The organism is Candidatus Desulfatibia sp. (assembly GCF_036446775.1).
Classification (GTDB): domain Bacteria; phylum Desulfobacterota; class Desulfobacteria; order Desulfobacterales; family UBA11574; genus Desulfatibia_A.
In genome coordinates, this window is sequence record NZ_JAZFTO010000057.1 from 1 (window position 1) to 25,262 (window position 25,262).

Sequence of the window (25,262 nt, forward strand, 5' to 3'; positions counted from 1 at the left end):
GATTGAAGATGCGGATATCGCTGAAGCGATCATGAATCTGAAATCCGTGGAGTTTGCCTACCAGGCGACGCTGGCCTCTTCGGCCAAAATTATGGGGTTGAGCCTGGTAGATTATTTGAGATAAAATTCTAAGATACTTGATACTTGATACTTGATACTTGATACTGGATACTGGATGCTGGATACTTGATGCTGGATAAAATAACAAAATATCCTTTAAAATCCAGTATCCAGAAACGAGCATCCAGCATCTTATCCATAAAGATATATTTATTATTCGTAACCGTTCACAGGTTCAGAGGTTCAGCCGCTTACGCTGAAGCGGCGGCGTGCCAAGGGGTGCAAAGGTTCAGAGGTTCAGAGGTTCAGAGGTTAAAGCAGAACCCAGAACGTTGAACCTTTGAACGGGGAACCTAGAACCTCTGAACGCCTACTAAAAAGCCAGGGAAGGTTTATGCTGATACTAACAAGGAAGTTGGGTGAACGCATTAATATTGGCGATGATATTGTCATCACGCTGGTTGAAATCAAAGGGGCTCAAGTCAAGCTGGGGATCGATGCACCCAAAAGCATCGGTATTCATCGCCATGAGATCTATGAAAGAATTCGAAAAGCAAATCTGGAATCGTCAGATGTAAGGGATGCTGATCTTGCCAGGGCCGCCGCCCTTTTACAAAACATCAGCTCCGAGAGAGAGGATAAAGTTGCAGATTAAAACTACCAGATTCGGGACGATCGATGTAACAGAAGATAAAATTATCAATATGCCTTCCGGCATGCTGGGTTTTCCGGATCAAAAGCGTTTTGTGGTACTCCAGCATAAGGAAAACTCGCCTTTCTTTTGGTACCAGTCTGTTGATGATCCGGCGCTGGCTTTTGTCATCACCAACCCCTTTCTTTTCAAGCCGGATTATCAGGTAGATCTGGAGCATACCTTAAAGGAAATGTCCTGGAATGGAGACGGCAATAACGGTCATTTAGAGTTGTATATTGTTGTTAATATTCCAAAAGGATCGCCCGATGCAATGACCGGAAACCTGATTGGCCCTATCTTGATAAATAATAAGGTCCGCCAGGCAATTCAGGTTATCGTCGCCGACAGCCCCTACTCCCACAAATTCCCCCTGTTGGGAGAGCAAAAAAGTTAAAACCCTCACCCTAGTTTTCCCTTATTTTTTCGTTACTACTCAGGTATCTTGCCACACCTGCCCGCCATCCTGCAAGCGGGAAGGCACCAAGGCACTAAGATCTCTGGCCACAAAGGCACCAAGACACTAAGAATGGGAAAGAAAGACCGCGATGCTTGAAGAGCGCTACGCTTTAGGATCGCTTCGCTTAAGGGGAAAAAATCTTTTAATCAATACCCCTCAAGGCCGCCAGGCCGCTCCTGAAACGAAGTGCTCCTCAAGCGTAGCACTCTAATGACATTGGTGCCTTAGTGGCTGAACAGTCTTTTTTTTATGAAAATATTTGAGCTAAGGCGCTTGTTGGGTAAATTTGGCACGAAGTTTGAATGAATTTTAAATAATAGTATCGTAAAAAGCCACGAATTCATCATAAAAGAGGAATGCAAAGCATGAAAGGACCATCGCATATCAATATCAGCTCAGGTATTTACCGTGCTGCCGCAAGGCACCATCAGCAGAATGCAGCCGAAGCAGACGCGAATACGGCCAAAGGACCAGGCTCTTTTAGCAGCCTGCTGGCGGAAAGCATTGAAGGCGTTGGGCCGCGAGGCGACTATCCGCATAATGCGGTGCCTATGGATCGTGATCAAGCTCTCAAGCTTTATGAGGTTATCCAGATTCAAATGAACGATTCTTTGGTTCGAGCACTTTCTGAGTCTGATGAAAACAACACTCTGGATGAATTCAAGCTCGATTGGATGGAAAATTCTGCCATAGAGCGGCAGGTGGAATTATATGTGTCAAAATTTCAACAGGCTACAGCGCAAACGAAGCAGGGATCATCACGAACTGAGATTAATAGCATCATTGCGCATGCTGCCAGGACCTATAAGGTTGATCCGGACCTGGTGGAGGCGGTCGTAAAGGCTGAAAGTGATTTTGATGTCAACAGCACTTCGTCTAAAGGCGCCATGGGGCTAATGCAGCTTATGCCCGCGACAGCCCGGGAGCTGGGCGTCAAAGATTCCTACGATCCTGTTGAAAATATCATGGCAGGAACCCGCTATTTAAAAAGCTTGCTGGACCGTTATGATGGTAATGTTACCCTGGCTCTGGCAGCTTATAATTGGGGGATGGGAAATGTAGAAAGGCATCCGCAGGGGCTGCCCCGGGAAACCCAAACCTATATCGCTCGTGTCAATAATTTTATGCACCAGCAAAAAACTTAATATTTACAAAACAGCGCACCAAGTTTTTTCTTTCCACCACCCTTGCTTGCAATACTTACAATCAACGTCAAATTTTATAAAATAATCAACATGATGCAAGCAGTTCTGGCATAATAATTGCATCCAATCTTAAGTGAGGTTTAATTTATTAGTTCGACAAACTATGTCAATTTCGAAATTAACTGTGATTTCAAAACAATGAGGGCAGACTATCAACTGCTGAAATTGGAAATGCAGTATTTGTGGATTCGGCAATGAAGAGAGTGAATTATGAAGTGCGAAATCTGTAAATGCGATACTTATGTTATTCACATTAATGCCAAGCATCAGAAAGTCTGCACACAGTGCTACCATGATGGAGAAAAGAACGGCACAGGGTCTCAGCCTGCTAACAGCGGCAAAAAAGAGGTTTTATAGTCTATAAAGAGAGGGTTAAAGTTTTGTTAAAAGGTAGAGGGCCATGAATAAGACAACAGAATGCCCTTCATGTGGCTGTAAATACCGTGTACCGCTTGAATTTAAGGGCCGGGAAATATCCTGCAAGAAATGCGGAACACAATTTCAACTGAATCTGCCGGACGAAAACAATCAAAATAGTACCGGCAAGGTCGCGCAATCCTTAGAGTCAGATGTTGAAGAAATATCTCAAGATGATTCCTATCTGCTCATCGGCAAATTAGCAGTAAAGTACAAGTTTGCCAGTGTGGAACAGATCAAGGAGGCTTTGGCCTTTAAAGCACAAAAACAACAGGCCGGTCAAAAACTGTTGTTAGGAAAGATTCTGGTCGCTCAGGGAATCATAACCCAATCTCAGTTTGATTTTCTGCATTCACTCCAGAAAATGATGGAAGCAAGGGAAACCGACAGCAAGTTAGGGATGGTTATCGTTAAAAACGATTTTGCCACTCAGGAAGAAGTCGACCAGGCCTTGCAAGAGCAAAAGAAGGTATTCATAGATACCAAAGCTGTTAAGTCCATTGGGGATATACTGTTTGAATCAGGAGTGATTACTGAAGAAGAGCACGATGTTGTACTCGCAGTACAAAAACGCCTTAAAGACACCGCTGATGCAAAGAGAAAACCCGCGATACACGATGCCGTCGAGCAGACCGCCATTGATGATTTGTTTGAGTTGAGTGTTTCCGAAGATCAATTGCACGCCTTTATCTTGCCGAAAACAGAAGTTACTGAAGCACTTACATCCGCGGATGTTAAGAAATTCCTTGAAAGAAACAAGATAATACATGGAATAGTTGACGATACTTTAATTGAGGAGTACCTGAGAGATAAAAACAGTCATAAAGAGCCATGGGAAATTGCCGCAGGAGAGCTTGCCAATCCCGGCAAAGACGCCGAGATAAAATATTACCTTGAAACTGATCCCCTGAAAATTGAAAAAGTTAAGGCAGGCGGTGTTGTTGACTTTGAAGACAAAGCGGCTATTTCCCAGGTAAAAAAAGACGATCTTTTGGTAGAAAAAACACCTCCAGTGGCAGGTACACCCGGAAAAGACGTTTACGGCAACCTTACAGACGCGCCGAAATTCAAAGATATAAAACTTCGATGCGGAAAAGGCGCCACGCTTTCTGAAGATGGAACCAAAATTATTGCCAATACAGATGGTGTGCCCAAGATTTCTGTGCACGGCAAGGTGTATGTTTTGCCTCAACATGAGATCAGAGGAGATGTCGGCAAAAATACCGGCCATGTAAATTTTGACGGCGAAATTAATGTCACGGAAAGCATCCGGAGTGGATATCGTGTGCAAGGGCACAGTCTTGCTGTTGACACGATTCTTGGGGCCGAAGTAGAGATGATCGGAGATATCATTGTATCCGGAGGCATAATCAAAGCGGCGATAAAGACAGACGGTCATGTCCGAGCAAGATTTGTTCGTGGAGCCGACATTAAAGCGTACGGAGATGTAATCGTAGAGAAGGGCATCAGAGATTCTAAAATCGAGACCAGTGGAGCATGCATAGTTAAAGAAGGCATTATCTTGGCTTCAAAGATTACAGCCAAGAAAGGGATATGGGCAGGCCAGATCGGTTCTGAAGTATCCAGGCCCTGCGGTTTGACGGTAGGGGTGGATGTAAGGGCAAAAAATGAAATCGATAAAATTATTCCCCTTATCCCCTCCAGAAAACAAGACCTGGCGAAATTAAAAAGCTATGAGCAAGAACTAACTCAGAAATCGAATCAGATCGAAAGTAAAATTGGTGAACTGGCGCAGTTGCAGGACCGTGACATGATAAATCGGAAAAAAATTCAAAACGCATTGGATCAGTTAAAAGAGGACGCCGATCCAATCAAACTGCAAAATACTGAAACAGCCCTCAAGGAAATGGATACAGAAAGTGAAAAGATGGAAAAAAAGATGGAAAAGCTCTTTGATTTACAGGACAAAATTTCAGAGAAAATCGCAAACGTTAATCAAGAAATCGAGATTGCCGAAGTAGAGGTTCAAAAACTTGAGAACAGGATTGCAGAAATTACGGAATGGTCATCTAATGGGGATGGAATTCCTGAGGTAAGAGTTAAAGGTGCCATTTTTCCGGAGACCAAAATTGATGCGGAAAAATCTGCCTTGACTTTAAAACAGAGTCAAAAAAACGTCCTCATAAAAGAACATAAGATCCAGCAACGGGGCAAAATGCCAAAATGGCAGATGAAGATTTCTGATCTCAAAATATAAAATCGCTAAAGCGATTTTATATGAAGCGGCTCTGCCTTGGAGTTTTGTGTCTAAAATCACAAATTCCAAGCACCAAAAAAACAAACAAGCTCCAAACTACAAGCACCAAATTCCAAGGAAATTCCAAACTACAAGCACCAAATCTCAAGGAAATTCCAATTGAGATAGGTGCACCCCTAAGGGAGTGAAATCAAAGCCTGGTCCTTTGGGCCAGTTCTTCACTTTTTCCTGCGTACAACCCGCCTTTTTTTAACCCTTCTGCGAGGCTTACGCGTAATCGCGGTAACTTTTTCGGATTTTGGTGGTGCAGAATCAATCCCTTGGGGGGGACTGTCTGCGACTTCCCATGGAGGTTTTTGCCAGTACCGGCAGGTTGCCCGGGGGCATTTTAAAATCGTTTGTCCGGCTCTATTTGATTCTATTAAAAAGGGATTGTTGCATTGCGGGCAAAGAATATGATGGGGTATGCCCCAGCTGATAAAATTACAGATTTTATTGGAACATTTATAATACGACTTTCCTCTGGCGGTCTCTTCGGCTTGAACTTTTGATTTTTTGCACAAGGGGCATTCCATGGCCAGATCATCTTCAAAAGCTGCAATACGCCTTTCAATGAAATCGTCTTCGCCATCTAAGACCTCTGCTTTAGCAGCGACGTCCGCTTCAGCCTCGATTTCTTCTGCTTCCAGTACTTCCAGTGCTTCATTGTCAAGGGATGCTGTTTCTTCAGGTTCTTGCGGGCCAACGCTTTCATCAAGGTCTGTTTCCTGCCCCGCAGATTCCAAATCGGTTAAAGCATCTTGCAAACCAGTATCGGCTTCATCTGAGGGCGCATCTGCGGGAACTTCTTTTTCAGGTAAACTTTGACCATCAACGGCTTCTGTTTCCTGGTCATGCAACTGGAGCTCTTCAGGTTCAGTTTCCGCATATGTGTCCGGGGCGGTCTCGGCGGGGTCGTCCTCTGCGGGAGCAGATCTTCCGAAGTCGGTCTTTCTGATTTCAGTTTTGTCGGTATAATAACCTGAAGATAAGATTTTAGGTTCAGACGGAGCGACCGGGACGTCTTTAGACCGCTCCTCAAATTTTGGACGCTTTAAAATTTCTGAAGTTTTAGTTACTCTTTTATGGGTGGCTTGCGGCGCATCTTTATGGGGTGCATCATCCGTAAACGAACGAGCCGTCGGCTCCGGGGATGGACTCGGTTCTATTTTTTTTTGCAGTTTGCCGGCATCTTTTTTCAAAGAGACGCCTTGCATATGTAAAGTTTGATCAAATTGACTGATGGCGGATTCCAGGTCTTTGCGCTCGGAATGCACTTCGTCCGTGGTCTGGATAAAGTAAGCCACAAGATTCATGCCCAGCATTCCCGGAAAGACTTTGTCGAGGAGCTGACACATGCTTATAGCGGGTTTTTGGGGGATTAGCCTGTAGTTATTAACTTTAATATAGCTTTTCTTGATCATTTCCAGGACAATCAAGTTCATATTTCCGTTCAGGTCGAATCCCATTTCTTCTAATTCACGTGATATGGTTTTAACAGTATAACGTCCGGATACGGAGGCAGAGGCGCTGTCTATTTCATTTTCGCGCTCGGCCAGCATAATAAGACAGGAGATGTTTATTGCATTCAGGGACAAGGCGTCGATTCCATGCCTGGTGCCAAGCAAGCGTTCCAAATGCCGGCCCAGAATCTCATCGAACAGATCCTGAATGTTATATTCCTTAGCGCTATTTTTGGGTACATCCGGTTGCATTAAATTCTCCGGCTCTTAAATTTTCGATATCATCTCTCCGGCCTGGGATGCCAGTTCGGAAATCTTATCTTGCGGGTCACCGGTACTTGTCGACGATGCGCTAACATCGCCATTTGCAGCGGCAATGGGCTCATCAAGTTCCGGCATGGCCGCTCCGACGCTTTTTCCCGCCGCTTCCTTCTCCGCTTTTTCCGGTTCATCAGAGGCGTCGTCTGGGCTATTATCAAGTGATTTAGCCAGGTCTCCCGAACTTGTTACCGCGAGATAGTTGCCTTCTCTATCCAAGAGTACCGAAAGAACGATATTGACCTCAAATTCCAGTTTATATGCTATCTGGCCATTATAAACGACGATATCACCTTTTTTATACTCAACGTTGTCTTCAATTTTCAGCTTATGTTCTTGGCTGAAAATGTCTTCAATAGATTCCCAATCAAGATCGGCTGTTATAGCATCGATCAGCTCTTGTTCCCCACTTTTGATCACTTCGTAATTTGTAATTTTCATTTACGAATCTCCTTTCCTAACCCTGACAAGCCCTTCAAGCAGGATAGGCCGGAACCAAAGATATTTGCCACAAAGGCACAAAGACACAAAGGATGTATTTATTATTCTTTCTTCGTGCCTTGGTGTCTTGGTGGCAGAATGGAAAAAATTTTATTATAAAAAGTACAAAATTCAAAATTGATGAACTAAATATTTCGTGACAGCAACTCTTTGGCCAAATTGAGATAACTCTGAGCCCCTATCGAGCTAATATCCTTAAGTAAAAGAGGTTTTCCGTAAACAGCAGACTCCCGCAGGTGCACACTTCTTGGAATTACCGTTTTATAAACCATATTTTTAAAATGCTTGCGGGCTTCGTTGCCGATACACCGGGAAATATTTTCCCCTTTTTCAAACATAGTCAAAAGTAACCCGGAAATTTTTACACCGGGGTTGAAATGTTTCTTTAAGGTTTCAATTGTTTTCAAAAAATGTTCCACTCCTTCTAAGGCATAAAATTCGCACTGGAGCGGGATAAGCAGGTAATCGGCTGCGGAAATGGCATTGACTGTTAAAAGGCTTAACGACGGAGATGTATCTATTATGATGTAGTCATACAATTTCTTTAAGCCGCTCAGAAGGTTATACAAAATCTTTTCTTTATCCGGTTTTGACATCAGTTCCGCTTCGGCGCGCATAAGTTCAATGCGTGACGGAAGCACATTCAAAGACTCAAGGTCGTTTTTAATGATAGGTTTTTCGACTAATGCCTTGCCAATCATCACATGATAGATGGTGTCAGTTAATTTTGCCTTGTTGATCCCCATGGCAGAGGTGGCATGCCCCTGGGGATCACAGTCGACCAGCAAAGTTTTTTTTTCAGCCATGGCGAGGGCTGTTGAAAGATTGACGGCGGTGGTCGTTTTACCGACGCCACCTTTCAAACTGGCTATACAGATGATTTGCCCCATACGGTAAAAATTCCAGATACAGTTTTACCCTAATCGAGCCAAAACTCGATTAGGCGTCTGTGGTCAGTTGTCGGTAATCAGTGGTTTTACAGGTTCTTAGGGCCTCTTTTTGTGTTGCACCTGTAGTTGAAATATAATCTCGCTTCTTATTGCTTTAGCAACGGACGACGGACCAAGGACAACCGACCCCCCATTGAGCGTTTTCGCTCAATGGGGGTGTTACTAAGTTGAATTAAGCATAAAACCATATTGAATATAGTAACCTTGCAAAATTTATACCAATTGCGACTTATATTGGAATGAGTTTTGCATTGAATTGATAAAGAAATAAAAAACTTGTCCAAATATCTCGCTGAGGCGCGAGTGCAAAACTTCAAAAGGAGATTCCTGTGGTTCCCTTAATAACGCTGGAAGGTATTGAGCATGCTGTAAATAGCCTTAATTACAGCAATAAGAACACGCTAAAATATAGACTTGTTCATCTTATAAGACAGTTGCACGTAGATGGGAGTTCAACTGGAGCGGCAGAGGGCATCGATCCGGACGAGTTGATAAAAAAGATATGGGAAACCGGCGACGATTACGAATCAATCAGAAAAAGAAGGAAAAACTTTAGCTGTGTGAAATCATTGCTCAATGCGGACCTGCAAAAGCTTTATCGTGAAGGAAAAAACCCCGAAGGTATAATAATCGGACCAGACAATTATTTTACCATGTCTGAAGAAGCCAAAGATAAAGCCCTGGCAAAGTTCGGGCTTGATGTAAAACCGGATGGAGACACTTCTTTAGATCAAATAATGGCTGTTTTGAAAATGGTGAGAGAAAGCCTTGCAGAGCGCCTTGATGCTGAAGATGCACACAGCGCAAACACTTTGGATAAATTTGAGCAGTTAGCCGACATCATTAAGAGCTTAACGGAAACGGCCGGTTCCGTCGGCACGCAAGATACGCAACATAATATTGATGAAACCTCCGCTCCACCTGATGATTCTGATTTACAAGATGATTCAGAAATAGATGACTCTGAAGAAGTTGAGGAGGTCGAGGATTTCGAAGAAGATGAGGTTTTGGAAGAGGTCGAAGATATCGAGAGTTTAGAGGGAGATGAGATTTTCGAAGAGGCGGAAGATGCTGATCCGGAAGCAGCGACTGAGGATTCCGAAGAGGTTGAAGAGGTCGAGGATTTAGCAGAAGATGAAGTTTTAGAAGAGGTGGAAGATGCTGATCCGGAAGCAGCGGCTGAGGATTCCGAAGAGGTTGAAGAGGTTGAGGATATAGCAGAAGATGAAGTTTTGGAAGAAGTGGAAGATGTTGATCCGGAAGCAGCGGCTGAGGATTCCGAAGAGGTTGAAGAGGTTGAGGAATTAGGCGAAGATGAGGTTTTGGAAGAGGTGGAAGATGTTGATCCGGAAGCAGCTGCTGACGATTCTGAAGAAGTTGAAGAGATCGAAGAATTAGCTGAGGACGAAGTTTTAGAAGAAGTTGAAGAAGATGAACCGGTTGATGCCGGTGAAGAAGCTGAATTTGACGGAAGTCTTGAATCCGGTATAGATGAGCTTGGAAAGGATAAGGGCGAAGATGATTTTGAGCAGGATCAAGAGGAGCAAGCGCATGAGGCCATTGGTCTCCCGGACGATTCTTTGGGGCAGGAATTTTCTGATGAGGAAAGTGAGAAAATAGACCAAGCCAAACTTCTGGCTGAACAATTTGATGGTTTTCTCGGTACCATGGATAGATATTACAACCAGTATATTTCAATTCCGGAAGGGGAATATGTGATTGGCAGTAACAATGGCAAAAGAGATGAGAGGCCTGAACAGAAGGTGCGCTTGTTATCTTTTTATATTGGACAATATCCTGTTATTAACGGACTTTTTGAAATATTTGTCGAAAAGACAGGATATAAGACTTTGGCAGAGAAAGTCGGCTATGGGACCGTTTACTATGGTCGGTTTCAAAAGAAAAAAGACGAAAGTACCGGTTTAATTTCATCTACCTGGAACTCTTCCCTTCATTGCGAAAACGTCGAAGGCGCCTGCTGGTATCAACCATCCGGCCCCGGAAGTACCCTACATAACAAAAGAACTCATCCCGTTGTTCAGATTACAAGAGAGGATGCTATGGCATTTGCGGCCTGGACAGGAAAAAGAATGCCGACTGAGGCGGAATGGGAGGCGGCCGCGAGAACAGCCAAGGGCTGGATGTATCCGTGGGGGCCGGACTGGAGAAATGATTCCTGCAACCTTGAGGAAAGCTGCACGGGTGATACAACAGCTGTGGACCAATACGTGGAATTTAAAAATGATTTTGGAATTGTCGATGCCATGGGAAATGTTTTGGAATGGACCTCGGACGATTTAGCAACAATCTCAAATAAAGCTAATGAATCCAGATACTATATTGCCAAAGGCGGCAGCTGGGTTTCCGGCAATGATGTCAAATTGTTCAATCGATCCAAATTAGAGCCCGAAACGCACTCCAATATTCTGGGGTTCAGATGCGTCGCCAACTAAGGGCTCGCTCAAAAATAACCTCAATTTTTCGAATTGTTTGTGCCGCTACCTTTTCCACCGAAATGGCATAAACCATAAACAAAGGCAAAGGGAATTGACTTAGATCAATTACATAAATTCTTTTTTCAAGTAAAAAAATATAATGGAAAAATAGATTTGAAAGCAAACGATCAAAGTAAGGAGGATCTTATGGCTAAAATTGTATCCGACAATCTTGTGGTGAGAATTGCCAAGAAAGGAAAAGAGACGATCATTGACCTTGGTAAGCTGTTTAACGACAACCCCAACCGGGTTATTTCCGTTGTGGGGACGGTAAATGAAGACGGATCTCCGAATACCGCCCCCATGTCACTTTTTTATGCTCAAGATGATAAGACCATTATCGCCGGTATGGTGAAAACCTCTCAGACGGTTGCCAACATCAAAAGGGACGGTCGGCTTGTCATTGAAGTTCTGTACGAAGGGGATATTGGATTCGGTATTTTAGCTCGGGGAAAGATTATTAAAGAGCCCCTTGATTGCAGCGATGCAACCCTTGCAGTTAAAATCGAGGTTTCCGGTGTGAAAAGGGATACTTCCCCAGCCCAGATAATCACCTCAGGCCCAAAGTCTACACTCAGATCAGAAAAGGCAGGGGAATACGAAAAAGCAGTATTGAAGGAGATCAGTCTGTTATAATCAAGCACATGGAACTTCCGGGACATCCCTAAAATTAGAAGTTTCTATTTTTCTGGATAAGCGTGGAAAATCGGGACATCAAAAAAATAATTGCTTCTTGTCGTATTAGCAACGAACCCACCATGCGAGACTTCGGGGAGTTCCCCTCGGCATGCTCGGGCCTGAGCTTGTCGAAGGCAGTCGAAGCCCAGGTGGGAATTCAAATTTAAATTGACAAACCAGCACATTTAAATTATTCTGATGTATAAAAATTGATATCATAATAGCACAATAAATGAGGTGCCGAATTGAAAGCGATCAGTATTCGTAATGTCCCCGACGATGTGTATGTCGTTTTACAGGAAATGGCAAAGACCAACCGGCGCAGTCTTCAGGAGCAGATCAAGTACATTCTAGAGCTGGAAGTGAGGCTGATAAAAAGATCTTCTGTGGCCCGAGCGGCTGAATGGCGCAAACGCCTGAAAGGCAGACAATTCAACGATACGGTACAAAGCATGCGGGAGGATCGTGAAAGATGATCGCGGTGATAGATACGTCTGCGTTGATCCGGCTATTTGTGCCGGACGGCCCTTTGACGCAAGGCCTTGAAGAATTCTTAAACGGTGTTGAGCGGGGCCGTAACACTGCCATCGCCCCTGAGCTGCTGATGGTTGAAGCGGCCAATGCTCTCAACAAAAAACGCAACTCGGGAGAGCTTTCCGACGAAGAAGGCCGGCATTTGCTGACCGATGTTCTGGCGATGCCGATTAGGTTTTTCCCCCATCGACCACTAATCCCGCGTTCTTTTGAACTGGCTAGAGAACACGACTTGACCGTATATGATGCGCTTTACCTTGCCCTGGCAATTGAACACGGCGCCGGTATTTTTTCAGCCGATAAAAGCATTCTCAAAGTCGCGGGCGTGCTTGGCTTATAACTGTTGAGTTGTTGAGTTGAGTTGATAAGAACTTGCTTTTTAGAATCGGGTTAATCAAAAATTAATGATTGTGTATGGAATTCCGGTAGACCCCAATATATGGAAGTCTATCGGTTACGGTGACAATTGAAACTCCGGTATCAACGGCGAGCCGAGTTGTCAACCGCTCTTTTTACCAATTTTTACCCAACCGCAGAAAATTACGGCTTTTTAGGGCAAGGCTCAGCAGTTGATCTAAACGGGCCGGATGTTAAAGGTAGGCTTCGACCGGGTAGCCTGTCGAGCGCCCCTCGGCCTTGAGTCCTTCGACAGTGATCTCAGGGCCGAACTGCTCGGGGCCGAAAGGCCTCAAGGTTGAATGATCGGGATCGGCAAGATCGCTTGTCCCGCCGAAGCTTCATTGGCGAAGGCGGATCATCGGCGGTGGGGGCCGGCGACTGGTCATATGCCGGAAACACATCAATTGGCGGGGCATGAAGCCTGTGCACCGATGCACCATTTCTTATACGCTTCAAAAAGCGAATCCCTATCAACGATAACTTTAACTCCCTCCTTTAAGATGTAAGATATTTTAAAACGCCGCCGGATTTTTTCTCTTTTGATCCAATAAAATCTTTTTTAGATCTTTTGAAATCCACATAAAGTGGTACTTGCAATACCGTTTTGTATAACTTAGAATTTGAACTGCAATTATCCGCATAGGTTCTCATGAAACGAGCAAATAAACCTTCACAAGATCTGACGAAAGAATTCAAAAGGAAATGGGATGCATTCTGTCATGCAGCTTCAGATGCAGGTATAACGCCTATAGATGATCCTGCAATCATTGCCGCTGCAAAGCGAGCCTTGCCCTTCAGTGATTTTATATCAAAAAGCTGTATCCGCGATCCTGAGATGTTTGAAGATTTGATGAGCAGTGGAAATCTTCAAAGGCGATTCATGTCAGGTGAATACGATACGATGCTTGAATCGTTTCTTTTAGAGGCCCAAGACGATGAACAGCTTTCAATCCTGTTTCGCCGCTTCCGTCGCCGTGAAATGGTCCGGATTGCCTGGCGCGATCTTGCAGGCTGGGCCGATCTTTCAGAAACTATGGCTGATCTTTCAAATCTGGCCGATGCTTGCCTGGATCAGGCTGCTTTTCTTTTATATGAGTGGCAGTGCTCGGAGTACGGTATGCCTGTCGACCATGACGGCTTGCAGCAAAACCTGGTTGTTTTGGGAATGGGTAAACTTGGCGGAAGGGAATTAAACTTTTCCTCTGATGTCGACTTGATTTTTGCTTATCCTGAAATTGGTGAAACACGGGGCGCTACAACGTCAATAAGCAATGAAGAATTTTTTGTGCGCCTATGCCGCCGACTGATCAAAGTAATTGGCGCCACCACTACAGAAGGCATTGTGTTTCGGGTCGACACTGACCTTCGGCCTTATGGCAAAAGTGGGCCTTTGGTGATGAGTTTTGATGCCATGGAGGCATACTACCAGGAACAGGGGAGGGAGTGGGAAAGATACGCGTGGATTAAGGCCAGGGTTGCAGCCGGTGACAAAGCAGCCGGCGCCCTTCTTATGGAAAGGCTTAAACCCTTTGTATATCGCAGATACCTGGACTTTGGCGCCTTTGAATCTTTAAGGCATATGAAACAGAGTATTGCCTTCGAAGTGAAACGTAAAAAAATGGCAAACAATATTAAGTTAGGTCCGGGAGGAATACGTGAAATTGAATTCTTCGGCCAGGTATTGCAGCTCATTCGTGGCGGAGTTTCACCTGCGCTTCAGGAAGGCAGTATCCAAAAAGCACTGAAAGCTCTTACATTTGAAAGTATCATTCCTCAAAATGTATGTGGTGAGCTTACAGAAGCCTATGTATTTTTACGTAACATAGAGAATCGTCTGCAGGCATTTGCCGATCGGCAGACGCATAAACTCCCTTCAGATCCTGTTGCAAAAACGCGCCTGGCAGCATCCATGGGATTTGCAGACCCGGGGTCCTTTTTTCGCTGCCTTGCAAAGCACCGAGAAAATGTACACAATCATTTTGTTAGTTTGCTGGAAGCCAAAGATTCAGAATACTCAGGTGAGCAGGTTGAAAGAATGGAAAATGGATTGGAAGCGGTATGGCAAAGCCTGATAGAAGAAGACCACGGCCGGAATGTGCTGATCGAAGCTGGATTTGAGAACCCCGCAGCGGTTATGCGTCTTTTGGATTACCTGCGTAATGATCAGGCAACGCGGTCACTCAGCAGTGCCGGCCGCAATCGCCTCGATAAACTGATGCCGCTGATGTTGAAGAAGATTGGGTTGTCAGAACAACCCCTCCCTGTCTTGAATCGAATCATCGATCTTGTCAAGACCATTCAGAGACGTACCAACTACCTGGCCCTCCTTTTGGAGAATCCCACCACAATTGACCACCTGGTTAAACTTACAAACGCCAGCCCGTGGATCGTATCGTTTTTGGCGCGTCATCCTGTTCTGCTGGATGAACTTCTCGACCCTCGCACTCTCTACGCTCCTCCGGAGAAATCAGATCTTGTCAAAGAAGTGCGCAAAAAACTTGATCGAATATCAGGCCGAGATCTTGAATATCAGATTCAAGAATTGTGTATTTTTAAACAGATTAACACATTACGGGTGGCGGCGGCAGATATTACCGGAGCCCTTACGCTGATGAGGACCAGCGACCATCTCACCGAAATCGCCGAAACGATTTTAAATGAAGTTATTGAATTAGCATGGAGCCATCTGGTTGAGAAACACGGAAGACCGCTATGCCGGTTATGCGAAAATGGAATCGGCCGAGGATTTGCCGTCATTGCCTATGGCAAGCTTGGCGGCATTGAACTCGGTTATAGCTCTGACCTTGACCTGGTTTTTTTACATGCGGGAGCCGAGGGGCACACTCAGGGCGGTATTCGTCCCATCGACAACTCACAGTTTTTTGCCCGTCTGGGACAAAGAGTTGTTCATATCTTAACCGCGCATACGCCTGCCGGTATGCTTTATGAACCCGATATGCGGCTGCGCCCCAGCGGCAGTCAAGGTCTTCTCGTGAGTAACATAGAAGGGTTTAAAGATTATCAGATGAATAAAGCATGGACATGGGAACATCAGGCTCTTATCAAGGCCAGAGCGGTAAGCGGTGATATTAAAATGGCCGGGCGTTTTGATCAGATACGCAAAGAGGTACTTGGCCGGCCCCGGATTAAAACCGACCTTCAAAAAGAGGTTACAGACATGCGCAAACAGATGCGCAGAGAGCTTTTGAACCCTGAACCGGGGTTTTTTGATCTCAAACAGGATTCAGGGGGAATTGTTGATATTGAATTTCTTGTTCAATATCTGGTGCTTTTAAAATCCTGTGAATATGCGGAACTCTTGCAGTGGACCGACAATATCCGTATTCTCGAAACCTTGATCGAAACCGGCATACTTGAAAAACATACGGCCAACTTTCTCAAAGAAGCATATCTTACCTATAGAGCAGCTGTACATAAGCTCAACCTCCAGGAAAAACCCGCCAGAATACCTGAAAGCAAATTTCGCAGCTTGAGGGAAAACGTCGAGAAAATCTGGAAAGACATTATGGATTCGGGCTAAGAATTCCTTACAATTTTGTGATTTAATTGCCTTGTTATTACATAATTGTCATCCACTAATTTTTTGTCCGTATACCTGGATGGCTATAATATTCTGTAAACATTGCTATTTTACTATTAGAAAATTGTGGCACGACTATTGCTCTTAAAACATAAACAAATGTTTTTATTTTCGAAAACATGCTCAAAGAATTTTTGGTATACATATTTTTGGCTGAGGGAAATAGGGCCTTGATGCAAACCAACACGAAAACTGAAAATCAACCCATCTCGGAAGTGCTTCAGAAAAAACGGGAAGCGCTGATCTTACGTTTTATCAGCGGTAAGGCCCCCGACTTCCCCCGCAAGCACGCCCGCTTTTTGGACGATTATTTTCGTGAAAGTTTTGTGATCAGCCGTATCGGCCCCCATATGGGTCTTAGTAAAAATCCTTATGCAATTATTGCCCTGGGTGGCTACGGCCGGCAGGAACAATGCATTCATTCGGATGTGGACCTGCTTTTTCTTTTCGGAAAGTACGTTCCGGATCAGGCCGAGGAGCTCATCCGGGAGGTGGTTTATCCCTTGTGGGATATCGGTCTGGATGTCGGTTATGCCACCCGTTCTATGAAGGAATGCATCGGCATGGCCCTTGAAGATCTTGAGGTTCTAACGCCTATTTTAGACGCGCGGTTTATTTGCGGCATGTCGCCGTTATATTCGGACCTGATGGAGAAGCTTCGGAACAAAATCGGCCGCAGAAAAACAAAAAGCATTATTAAGCAGCTAATCGAACACAATCGTGATCGTCACCATTATTTTGGCGATTCGGCCTATTTGATTGAGCCCAATCTCAAGGAAGGTCAGGGCGGTCTGCGGGACTATCACACCATGCTGTGGATCGCTCAAATAAAAACGAATCTCAAAGAAATCAGAGACTTCATTTATCATGGTTACCTTTCCCATGAAGAATATGATTACTTGATCAACTCATTGCAGTTTATCATGAACGTCAGAAACCGCTTGCACCATTTAACCGGCAGAAGATGCGATCGGCTTCATTTCGAGTACCAGATCCCGTTGGCCGCAGTCCTTGGATTCCAACCCGAAAACGGGCAGCAGCCGGTTGAAAGGTTTTTGGGTGAACTCCATGCTCACATGGAATTTGTCAAACAGCAACATCTGATGTTTTTTTATGAACTGGGGTACACCCCGAAGCTGAAACGCCGGAAAAAGGTTGTCAAATCCAGCAGCGTAACAGCGCTGGAAGTGACTGACGAAGGGATGCTTAACTTTGTGTCACCGGAGAAAATTCTGGAGGCTCCCGATCTACTGATAAAGATATTTGAAGAGAGCGTTCGTCTTGAAATCCCTTTAAGCATCGAGGCCAAACGGCTGGTCAAGGAATTTTCCTATCTGGTGGACCATAATTTTTTGTCTGCGTCCGAAAACATAAAATCGTTTGAACGAATTCTAACAGCACCGCCGTCCACGTTCAATGTTCTGGATGAAATGTTAAACACCGGCATTTTGGTAAAGTTTATCCCCGAGTATAAAAAGATCGAAAACAGAATCCAATATGACCGCTATCATCTCTATCCCGTGGACCGTCATTCGCTGCGGACAATTCAGACGCTGAAAACATTCGGTACGGCCGAAGGTGCGGCCAAAGACCCATTGGGCGCTGATTTGTACAAGGAACTCAAAAACCGGAGACTGCTGTTCTGGGCAGCCCTGTTCCATGATATCGGTAAAGGCACACCCGCAGAAAGCCATTCCATTAGCGGCGCCGGAATTGTACGCAAGGCACTGGCCGGCAGAGGTTTTAAGGAAAAAGATATCGAAACGGTTACGTTTCTGGTTGCAGAGCACCTTCGACTGGTCAAAACGGCCACCCGCAGAGATCTGTATGACGAACAGACCGCCATCCATTGCGCCCGCATTATAGGGGATATCAAACGCTTGAAACTGCTTTATCTTTTGACGGTGGCCGATTCCATGGCAACCGGCCCGATCGCCTGGAACGACTGGACCGCAACCCTTTTAAAAGATTTATTTTTCAAAGTCTTCAGTATTCTGGAAAAGGGGGAACTGGCAACTCACGAAGCAATGGAAGTCGTTGCAAGCAAAAAAACAAAAATCCTGGAATCGGCCCCTGATCCCGAAGCCAGGCAGAATCTGCAAACGCTGTTTAACTTCATGTCGCCGCGCTATCTTCTGTATATGCCGGCAAAGCATATTCTGGAACATATTCACCTTTACAATACGTTAGGTGCGGCGGAGTTTGTCTGGAACGTTACTCCCACGCCGGATTCCAATACACGTACGGTCACGGTCTGCGCCCAAGATCGGCCGGGACTCTTTTCCAAGATTTCCGGTATTTTTACCTTAAATAACCTTAATATTTTAGACGCTCAGGCCTTTACCTGGCGCAACAATATCGCTCTGGATATCTTCGAAGTGACACCGCCGCCGGATCAACTCTTTGAAGCCGATCGATGGAGCCGTGCCGAGGGGCATCTTCAGGCTGCTCTGACGGGACGGCTGGATCTAGCCGGAGCCTTGCAAGAAAAAATGGCGGCCTATCGAACTTCCAGCCGCAGTACCAGGCCACGGCCCCATCGCGTGGTTGTAGATAATGAAGGCTCGAGTTTTTTTACAATTGTTGAAGTCTTCGCTTACGACTTTCCGGGACTTCTTTACAGTATTACCGATGCGCTGTTCAGGTGCAAACTGGATGTTTGGGTATCGAAAATCGCCACCAATGTCGATCAGGTGGTTGACGTTTTTTACGTCCGGGATTTTGACGGGCAAAAGGTGGATGCACCGGATCAGGTGGCGGCCGTTAAAGCCGCCATCGCAGAAGTTCTTCCAGGGGCTGGGGATACAAAGCCATAAGCGCTAAGTTGTTTTTGCACTGAATGGACTGTGGAAGGTCTACTAAAAAAAATGAACATTGAACATCGAACGTCCAACATCGAATGTTGAATGAGAAGAGAAGGACGGATGAACATCGAACATCGAACGTCCAACATCGAATGATGAATATAAAAAAACGAATGAAATTAAATTAAATTGCAGAGCGGAGCGACATCATTATTCGATGTTCAACGTTCGATGTTCGATGTTCGATGTTCAGTCTGTTGGACGTTCGACGTTCATCTTTCAAAACAATTCCGTACGGCAAAAATGTAACCTGTGAACGTTTTCAAAACAACTAAGGGTTCGCGTAGAAATCGTGCAACGATTTTATTAAAGGAGGGATTTAATATGAAGCGAAAAATATTGGTAACAGCGTTCATCCTTTCAATGATCCCATTATCTTCGGTGTTTGCGGCCGAAGCATTGGATTCCGGAGACACGGCCTGGATGATCGTAGCTACAGCGTTGGTAATGGTAATGACGCCTGCCGGTCTGGCCCTGTTTTATGGAGGCATGTCAAGGCACAAGAACCTCCTGAACACCTTTGCCATGACGTTTATGGCCTATTGTCTTGCCAGTGTAATCTGGATGATGTGGGGATATACGCTTGCCTTTGGACCGGACAAAGCCGGAATCATTGGCGGCCTGGAAAACCTGTTTTTAAGCGGAATTGGCGTCGACAGCCTGTCCGGAACCATACCCACTTATATATTTGTCGTTTTTCAGATGACCTTCGCCGGAATCACCGTGGCCCTCGTACTCGGTTCCATCGTCGACCGCATGAAATTTTCCTCATGGATTGTTTTTACTGTTTTATGGCTGACCTTGATTTACTCACCCATTGCGCACTGGGTCTGGGGCGGCGGCTGGATGTCAAACATGGGTACATTGGACTTTGCCGGCGGAACCGTTGTGCATATCAATGCCGGTGTTGCCGGTTTAGTTCTGGCCCTGGTACTCGGAAAACGGATCGGATACGGCAAGGAGGCCATGTTTCCCTCCAGTATTACCCTGACGGCCCTGGGAGCCGCCTTGTTGTGGTTTGGGTGGTTCGGCTTCAACGCCGGCAGCCAACTGGCCGCGGACGGGGTGGCCGCTTCGGCGTTTTTGGTCACCAATACTTCGGCTGCCATGGGGGCTCTGGCGTGGATGTTCGCCGAATGGATCGTAGATAAAAAACCGACGGTCCTGGGGATCGCTTCAGGGGTTGTTTGCGGGCTGGTGGCCATCACGCCGGCGGCCGGATTTGTAGGACTTTCCGCTTCACTGGTGATTGGATTAGGTGCCGGCTTAGTGGGTTTTTACAGTGTTACTGTACTCAAGAAAAAATTAGGATACGACGATTCTTTGGATGCTTTTGGAGTGCATTGCATGTGCGGTATCTGGGGTGCCTTGGCAACCGGTCTTTTCGCCAATCCGGCCATCACCGAAGGCGCTAAGGGGTTGTTTTTCGGAAATCCAAAGCAGCTTGGTATACAGGCCATTTCCATTGTTGCCACTGCCGTTTATACGGCGGTCGGAACCCTCATTGTGGTTTATATCACCAAGTTTATCACCGGCGGTCTCAGGGTGGATGAGGAGGATGAAATTATAGGACTGGACAATGCTCTGCATGGTGAAAGGGCCTTTGAGATCAATTAACTGGAGGCAAAAGCGGCAAAGCCGCGTCATATAAAATCGTGCAACGATTTTATTAAAGGAGTGAAATTATGAAAAAAATCGAAGCCATTATCAAGCCGTTTAAACTAGATGATGTCAAGGAAGCCTTAAATGAAATCGGTATTCAGGGCATGACCATATCGGAAGTAAAAGGGTATGGGCGGCAGAAGGGTCATAAAGAAATCTATCGCGGCGCGGAGTATGTGGTGGATTTTATTCCCAAAATCAAGATCGATATCGTAGTGGAAGCCGGCCGGGCTGAAGAAGTCGTTGAAACAATCCAAAACGCCGCCAATACCGGGAAAATCGGCGATGGAAAGATATTTGTGTTCCCCGTTGAAACTGCCGTCAGGGTACGCACCGGTGAGAGAGGAAAGGATACAATATAAATTTGATGAATTCATAAAAATCGAATTCATCACGTTTTAGTCCCTTAAGTGTAAATCTTTTGCATTTTATGGCAAAACTTCTTCGTATCCATTCATGGAGTAATTGAGCTATCGGAAATTCCAAATAACAAATCCCAAAAAACAAACAAATTACAATCGTTCGACCTAGAGGCTCTCGACAGGTGACCGAAATTCAAAATTCCAAACCTTATAATCGTGAAGAAGGCCAAACGAATTGAAAAAGATATTTTCATCAATACGGGAAAAATTAAAATAGTTTAGTTTTTTAGTATTTGTAATTTGGAGCTTGCAGTTTGGAATTTATTTGAAATTTGATGCTTGTGATTTGTTATTTCTCTCCGAGGCGTAGGCTCTACCCTCCGGCCTGTAAGCCCTACGGGCTGGAAGCGGAGCCGGAGGCCGGTTTATCCGGGTTAGGGACTTAACTTAAAAACACGATATTTTGATCTAACGCCTTAAAAGGAGGATAAAAGATGCTGGTCAAAAACTGGATGAGCAAAGATGTAATCACCGTGAATGCTGAGGATTCCATGCAAGATGCCGGCTGTTTACTGCGGGAACACAAGATCAACGCCCTCCCGGTCATGGAAAAAGGGAGTATGGTCGGAATTATTACCGACGGAGATTTGAAAAAAGCCTCTCCATCGGACGCCACCACGCTCGATATGCACGAACTGCTGTTCCTGATATCCAAGATAAAAGTCAGGGACTTAATGAGGGCACCCGTTCATACCATCTCCCCGGACTATACAGTTGAAGAAGCTGCGGCCATCCTTCTTGAAAAAAAGTTCTCAGGTCTTCCGGTCGTCGATGAAAAGAACCAGGTGGTTGGCATTATAACCCGCAGCGACCTTTTCAGGGTGATCATAACTCTAACCGGACTTGGTAAAAAAGGCATCCAGTTTGCCATTCGCCTGAAAGACAAACCGGGCCCTATCAAGGAAGTCAGGCAACTTGTCCACGAATACGGAGGGCGCATAGCAAGTATTTTAAGTTCCTGGGATAATGCCCCCCCTGACCGTCTTAATCTCTATTTCAGGGTTTACCAGATCGACAGACAAAAATTGCCCCTGCTTTTAGATAAGATCAAAGAAAAGGGCGTCCTGCTCTATCTGGTTGACCACCGGGAAAATACGCGCACTATTTATGTGGATTAGTTCCTTAATTGTGAATTTTGTGGCAAATTTTATTTCACCACGAAGTACACAGGGAAATAATATCGCTAATATTTCTCTAATCATGCCTGAAATATCCGGGCTATTCTAAAAATTCCTCTTTTATTGTGATCTCACTTTTGCTTTTGATTTGCTCCACAAAAGCATTATAAATTCTGGCTTTTTTCTGCTCCCGCAAACTTTGCTTTATCCTTTTCTCTTCTGAGCCGAATCCAAAGGGATCAGGATCTTTTCTCTTTCTGAATTGAATCACATAATACCCTTGACCATCTTTGATAACTTCTTCCGCCAATTTCTTGTTATCAGAAAGCTTGAAGGCCGCTTCTATCACCTGCCGCTGAAATCCGATCCCCGGAATCGAGTCATTGCGCTTGAAAAACCCGGTGGACTTAAGTTCTATTTTATATTTTTTGCTTTCAGAGCTTAAGGATTCTCCGCTTTTTAAAGCCGACAGAAGCGCATTGGCATCCTCCCGCGCTTGCTGATCCTGTTTTTCCTTCACTAAAGCGGACCGGACTTTTTCTTTGACGTCTGCGAATTCGTGGATCTTGGCAGGTATTCTTTCTACAACCTGCATGATGTAATATTCATCTACAAAATCCTGGATATCACTGATTTCCGTTCCCTGAAGGTCAAAAGCGACTGAAGCATATTTAGCAGGTTCTCTGACATCTTCAACCGCCCCTTTTTTCGTAAAGAATTCCGTCGTCATCACCTTCAGGTTGCGTTCTTCCGCCGCCAGCATAAGATCATCACCTTCAAAAGAAATATCAGAAACCGCCGCAGCCTCATCGTACGCCAGACTTTTTGCTTTTTCATCCGTTAGTTTTTTTAAAATTGTCTTTTGGGCTTCTTCCAGTGAAAGGTTTGACGCCGGGGTTACTTTTTCAACTTTAATGACGTGCCATCCGAACTGAGTACGCAGCGGTTCGCTGATCTCACCTGGTTTCATGGTAAAGGCTTTATCCGCAAAAGGTTTTACCATGGTCTCTTTTCGGAATTCACCCAGGTACCCTCCTTTGTTTTTAGTGGGACCTTCGGAATACTTCTGCGCCAGTGCGGCAAAATCCCGGCCTTCTCTGGCCATTTTAAGAATATCTAATGCTTTTTTTCTTTTCTTCTCAACAGCTTCTGCATCAGCAGCCTGATCGAGCTTTATCAGGATATGGCGGGCCCCAACCGTTTTAGGTTTTGTAAATTCTTCCTGATTGATATCATAATAATCCCGGATTTCATCATCGCTGACCTTCACTTGCGACGTGTAAGCATCAGAGCTGAACTTTAAGTGGCGGACTTTTATCATTGGTTCGGTTTTATAGGAGGTTTTGTTATCTTCAAAATACCCCTTGATCTCTTCAAGCGCCGGATTGATATCCTTATAGCGATCAGGCTTAAAAAATAAGTAATCGATATCCACCAATGCATTTTGCCAATTATACCATTCCCGAGCTTCCTGATCCGCGACCTTAACGCTTTCCGTTACCAGTGATCGTAGTTTTTCTGTCAGCATAGACTCTCTATGGGAGACCTCGAATTCTTCGGGAGTCAGCCGCAGTCGAGTGAGCACGTTTTTATACAGACGACTGTCAAATGCGCCGGCGTTCTGAAAGGCACCGATATCCATGATAGCCTCGGCAAGTTCCTCGTTGGAAACTCGAAATTTAAGTCTCTGCGCCTCCTGTACCAAAAGCCGGTTATCGATAAGCTGGTTTAAGGCCTGTTCCTTGACCCGCAGCGTTTCTAATATATCTTCATTAAATTGGTTGCCAAAACTTTGACGTACTCGTTCGACCAGGTTGTTATAAGCATTTCTATAATCATCTGAGGTGATGACATCCCCGTTGACCACCGCAACACTGCCGCCTCTCTGGGATCTAAACGAGCCGACACCCCAGAATATAAACACCACCACTATTGCGCCTAACAGGACCTTGATTAACCAACTCGAGGCTTGTTCCCGCATTAATCTGAGCATATATTACTCTCCTCAATTCACACGATATTTTGAGACCTTTGAAAAACGCATCATATTTGCGAAGGATTTATCTAATAAAATGTTTTCGCCACCAAGACACAAAGACACGAAGTTAAATTATAATAAACAGTTATTCTTTGTGTCTTGGTGCCTTTGTGGCTATTCTTTCCGGTTTATCCGGATTAGGGTTAAACGATTATCGACACGGGCTTTTGCTGTCGATCGATCTTGGTTCCCACTGACTCTGAACAGAACGCACACAGATATTCATATTTATCACCTTCGGGAAGAACAAGCAGAAGGCGCTTGCGGAGAGGAACCGCACGTCGACACCGTGGACAGTACAACTCCGTGGCCTCAAGTTCTTTAAACGTTCCTGCGTGGTCCTGTTGCTGAGCAAATGCACCCGACTGGTTTACAAAGCTTTTTGGATTCATATCCGCACCTTCCCTATGAACCACTCATTCCAATCACCAAAAATTATAAAATGTATGGAAAGTCTTGTTTATTCAATATGTTGCATATTACAAACAATTGATAATATTTACTCTCTTCAATTTTGTCAACCCATACCCGCATAAAATCGTTTTACGATTTTATTTATTGACACATTATACGGTTTTTGTTAATTTTTGGTTTCACGTGCGGGGCTGTAGCTCAGCTGGGAGAGCGCATGACTGGCAGTCATGAGGTCAGGGGTTCGACCCCCCTCAGCTCCACCACATGTCCAATAAAAACAGCCGGTTTAAAAGCCGGCTGTTTTGTTTTTGCAAAAGGGACCATTGCCGGTCATTATTATAATCTCAGACCTTGCTTATTGCCCATTATCTGCATCAGCGGCATCACTGTCTGCGATTTTAATCGGAATGGTAATATCATCGATTTCATTATCATCATATGTCGGCTCTGAAGCATCATCATCAAGCAGTTCATCTATTTCTATTTCTACCGACTCGCTTTCATTATCATCCAAAGGTTCGGCAGCATCGCGGCCTTCTGCCGAAATTTCTTTATCGTCAAAATAAAGCTCCACGGAATCAGCATCTTTGGATTTATATAAGTTGACGACCTCTTCGGCTATTTTGGCTGCGTATATTGCATTGGGGTACATATTCTTGGTCCGCAATATCGCAATGAGCGCCTGACTGCCTTTCCTAATGGCTGATTTTACAAG

The 25,262-nt window shown here is 44.9% G+C and carries 20 protein-coding genes and 1 tRNA gene; 15 read left to right on the forward strand and 6 right to left on the reverse strand.

Annotated features, from left to right (window positions below; genetic code table 11):
• The first annotated feature begins 454 nt into the window (after positions 1–454).
• From csrA to V3S16_RS02570, 5 genes are all read left to right on the forward strand, one after another.
• Positions 455–715 (forward strand): carbon storage regulator CsrA, encoded by a 261-nt coding sequence (gene csrA, locus V3S16_RS02550; protein ID WP_413883107.1) that lies wholly within the window; start codon positions 455–457, stop codon positions 713–715.
• Positions 705–1,148, forward strand: a complete 444-nt coding sequence (gene fliW, locus V3S16_RS02555) for a flagellar assembly protein FliW (protein ID WP_413883108.1) — start codon at positions 705–707, stop codon at positions 1,146–1,148. Before csrA ends, fliW begins: the two co-directional genes overlap by 11 nt.
• Positions 1,149–1,576: 428 nt before the next feature.
• Positions 1,577–2,356 carry a lytic transglycosylase domain-containing protein gene (locus V3S16_RS02560; RefSeq protein ID WP_413883109.1) on the forward strand — a complete coding sequence of 260 codons (780 nt, stop codon included), beginning with the start codon at positions 1,577–1,579 and terminating at the stop codon, positions 2,354–2,356.
• A gap of 270 nt (positions 2,357–2,626) precedes the next feature.
• Positions 2,627–2,773: a hypothetical protein gene (locus V3S16_RS02565; protein ID WP_413883110.1), complete on the forward strand. Its 147-nt coding sequence runs from the start codon at positions 2,627–2,629 to the stop codon at positions 2,771–2,773.
• Between the two features lie 43 nt (positions 2,774–2,816).
• Positions 2,817–5,051 carry a flagellar assembly protein A gene (locus tag V3S16_RS02570; RefSeq protein WP_413883111.1) on the forward strand — a complete coding sequence of 745 codons (2,235 nt, stop codon included), beginning with the start codon at positions 2,817–2,819 and terminating at the stop codon, positions 5,049–5,051.
• Between the two features lie 218 nt (positions 5,052–5,269).
• On the opposite strand, the gene V3S16_RS02575 is transcribed toward V3S16_RS02570, so the two are convergent.
• The 3 genes from V3S16_RS02575 to V3S16_RS02585 all read right to left on the reverse strand — a co-directional run bounded on the left by V3S16_RS02575 (position 5,270) and on the right by V3S16_RS02585 (position 8,262).
• Entirely contained in the window at positions 5,270–6,805 is a 1,536-nt protein-coding gene (locus V3S16_RS02575) for a hypothetical protein (protein ID WP_413883112.1), read from the reverse strand.
• A gap of 15 nt (positions 6,806–6,820) precedes the next feature.
• On the reverse strand, positions 6,821–7,312 hold the full coding sequence (locus V3S16_RS02580) for a hypothetical protein (protein ID WP_413883113.1): 492 nt from the start codon (positions 7,310–7,312) through the stop codon (positions 6,821–6,823).
• Between the two features lie 185 nt (positions 7,313–7,497).
• The gene (locus V3S16_RS02585; RefSeq protein ID WP_413883114.1) at positions 7,498–8,262 is read right to left on the reverse strand and encodes a ParA family protein; all 765 of its coding nucleotides are present in this window, start codon (positions 8,260–8,262) and stop codon (positions 7,498–7,500) included.
• Between the two features lie 389 nt (positions 8,263–8,651).
• Here V3S16_RS02585 and V3S16_RS02590 point away from each other — a divergent pair, with 389 nt between their 5' ends.
• The 9 genes from V3S16_RS02590 (at position 8,652) to V3S16_RS02630 (ending at position 22,095) form a co-directional block, all read left to right on the forward strand.
• The gene (locus V3S16_RS02590) at positions 8,652–10,775 is read left to right on the forward strand and encodes a formylglycine-generating enzyme family protein (RefSeq protein WP_413883115.1); all 2,124 of its coding nucleotides are present in this window, start codon (positions 8,652–8,654) and stop codon (positions 10,773–10,775) included.
• A 189-nt stretch (positions 10,776–10,964) separates the two neighbouring features.
• Positions 10,965–11,453, forward strand: a complete 489-nt coding sequence (locus V3S16_RS02595; RefSeq protein WP_413883116.1) for a pyridoxamine 5'-phosphate oxidase family protein — start codon at positions 10,965–10,967, stop codon at positions 11,451–11,453.
• Positions 11,454–11,740: 287 nt separating this feature from the next.
• Positions 11,741–11,971 (forward strand): FitA-like ribbon-helix-helix domain-containing protein, encoded by a 231-nt coding sequence (locus tag V3S16_RS02600; RefSeq protein WP_413883117.1) that lies wholly within the window; start codon positions 11,741–11,743, stop codon positions 11,969–11,971.
• Positions 11,968–12,369: a type II toxin-antitoxin system VapC family toxin gene (locus V3S16_RS02605; RefSeq protein WP_413883118.1), complete on the forward strand. Its 402-nt coding sequence runs from the start codon at positions 11,968–11,970 to the stop codon at positions 12,367–12,369. The genes V3S16_RS02600 and V3S16_RS02605 overlap by 4 nt, the downstream gene beginning before the upstream one ends.
• A gap of 708 nt (positions 12,370–13,077) precedes the next feature.
• Positions 13,078–15,969 carry a bifunctional [glutamate--ammonia ligase]-adenylyl-L-tyrosine phosphorylase/[glutamate--ammonia-ligase] adenylyltransferase gene (glnE, locus tag V3S16_RS02610; protein ID WP_413883119.1) on the forward strand — a complete coding sequence of 964 codons (2,892 nt, stop codon included), beginning with the start codon at positions 13,078–13,080 and terminating at the stop codon, positions 15,967–15,969.
• Positions 15,970–16,202: 233 nt separating this feature from the next.
• Entirely contained in the window at positions 16,203–18,845 is a 2,643-nt protein-coding gene (gene glnD / locus V3S16_RS02615) for a [protein-PII] uridylyltransferase (protein ID WP_413883120.1), read from the forward strand.
• A gap of 372 nt (positions 18,846–19,217) precedes the next feature.
• Entirely contained in the window at positions 19,218–20,510 is a 1,293-nt protein-coding gene (locus V3S16_RS02620) for an ammonium transporter (RefSeq protein ID WP_413883121.1), read from the forward strand.
• A 68-nt stretch (positions 20,511–20,578) separates the two neighbouring features.
• Positions 20,579–20,917, forward strand: a complete 339-nt coding sequence (locus V3S16_RS02625) for a P-II family nitrogen regulator (RefSeq protein WP_413883122.1) — start codon at positions 20,579–20,581, stop codon at positions 20,915–20,917.
• A gap of 494 nt (positions 20,918–21,411) precedes the next feature.
• Positions 21,412–22,095, forward strand: coding sequence for a CBS and ACT domain-containing protein (locus V3S16_RS02630; RefSeq protein WP_413883123.1), 684 nt, complete (start codon positions 21,412–21,414; stop codon positions 22,093–22,095).
• 100 nt (positions 22,096–22,195) lie between these two features.
• Here the strand turns inward: V3S16_RS02630 and V3S16_RS02635 are convergent, their stop codons facing one another.
• Together V3S16_RS02635 and V3S16_RS02640 are read right to left on the reverse strand one after the other, a co-directional pair.
• Positions 22,196–24,088, reverse strand: a complete 1,893-nt coding sequence (locus tag V3S16_RS02635; protein WP_413883124.1) for a SurA N-terminal domain-containing protein — start codon at positions 24,086–24,088, stop codon at positions 22,196–22,198.
• A 188-nt stretch (positions 24,089–24,276) separates the two neighbouring features.
• Positions 24,277–24,525, reverse strand: a complete 249-nt coding sequence (locus V3S16_RS02640; RefSeq protein WP_413883125.1) for a hypothetical protein — start codon at positions 24,523–24,525, stop codon at positions 24,277–24,279.
• A 209-nt stretch (positions 24,526–24,734) separates the two neighbouring features.
• Between V3S16_RS02640 and V3S16_RS02645 the strand changes: the two genes are divergently transcribed.
• A tRNA-Ala gene (locus V3S16_RS02645) sits at positions 24,735–24,810 on the forward strand.
• Positions 24,811–24,902: 92 nt separating this feature from the next.
• Here V3S16_RS02645 and V3S16_RS02650 read toward each other — a convergent pair.
• A partial coding sequence (locus tag V3S16_RS02650) for a hypothetical protein (RefSeq protein WP_413883126.1) occupies positions 24,903–25,262 on the reverse strand: 360 nt, incomplete at its 5' end.

What these genes read in the sequence shown, in the direction of transcription:
- csrA (WP_413883107.1), top strand. Translation starts at nt 455, where the DNA reads ATGCTGATACTAACAAGGAAGTTGGGTGAACGCATTAATATTGGCGAT.
- V3S16_RS02560 (WP_413883109.1), top strand. Translation starts at nt 1,577, where the DNA reads ATGAAAGGACCATCGCATATCAATATCAGCTCAGGTATTTACCGTGCT.
- V3S16_RS02565 (WP_413883110.1), top strand. Translation starts at nt 2,627, where the DNA reads ATGAAGTGCGAAATCTGTAAATGCGATACTTATGTTATTCACATTAAT.
- V3S16_RS02570 (WP_413883111.1), top strand. Translation starts at nt 2,817, where the DNA reads ATGAATAAGACAACAGAATGCCCTTCATGTGGCTGTAAATACCGTGTA.
- V3S16_RS02575 (WP_413883112.1), bottom strand. Translation starts at nt 6,805, where the DNA reads ATGCAACCGGATGTACCCAAAAATAGCGCTAAGGAATATAACATTCAG.
- V3S16_RS02580 (WP_413883113.1), bottom strand. Translation starts at nt 7,312, where the DNA reads ATGAAAATTACAAATTACGAAGTGATCAAAAGTGGGGAACAAGAGCTG.
- V3S16_RS02585 (WP_413883114.1), bottom strand. Translation starts at nt 8,262, where the DNA reads ATGGGGCAAATCATCTGTATAGCCAGTTTGAAAGGTGGCGTCGGTAAA.
- V3S16_RS02595 (WP_413883116.1), top strand. Translation starts at nt 10,965, where the DNA reads ATGGCTAAAATTGTATCCGACAATCTTGTGGTGAGAATTGCCAAGAAA.
- V3S16_RS02605 (WP_413883118.1), top strand. Translation starts at nt 11,968, where the DNA reads ATGATCGCGGTGATAGATACGTCTGCGTTGATCCGGCTATTTGTGCCG.
- glnE (WP_413883119.1), top strand. Translation starts at nt 13,078, where the DNA reads ATGAAACGAGCAAATAAACCTTCACAAGATCTGACGAAAGAATTCAAA.
- glnD (WP_413883120.1), top strand. Translation starts at nt 16,203, where the DNA reads ATGCAAACCAACACGAAAACTGAAAATCAACCCATCTCGGAAGTGCTT.
- V3S16_RS02620 (WP_413883121.1), top strand. Translation starts at nt 19,218, where the DNA reads ATGAAGCGAAAAATATTGGTAACAGCGTTCATCCTTTCAATGATCCCA.
- V3S16_RS02625 (WP_413883122.1), top strand. Translation starts at nt 20,579, where the DNA reads ATGAAAAAAATCGAAGCCATTATCAAGCCGTTTAAACTAGATGATGTC.
- V3S16_RS02630 (WP_413883123.1), top strand. Translation starts at nt 21,412, where the DNA reads ATGCTGGTCAAAAACTGGATGAGCAAAGATGTAATCACCGTGAATGCT.
- V3S16_RS02635 (WP_413883124.1), bottom strand. Translation starts at nt 24,088, where the DNA reads ATGCTCAGATTAATGCGGGAACAAGCCTCGAGTTGGTTAATCAAGGTC.
- V3S16_RS02640 (WP_413883125.1), bottom strand. Translation starts at nt 24,525, where the DNA reads ATGAATCCAAAAAGCTTTGTAAACCAGTCGGGTGCATTTGCTCAGCAA.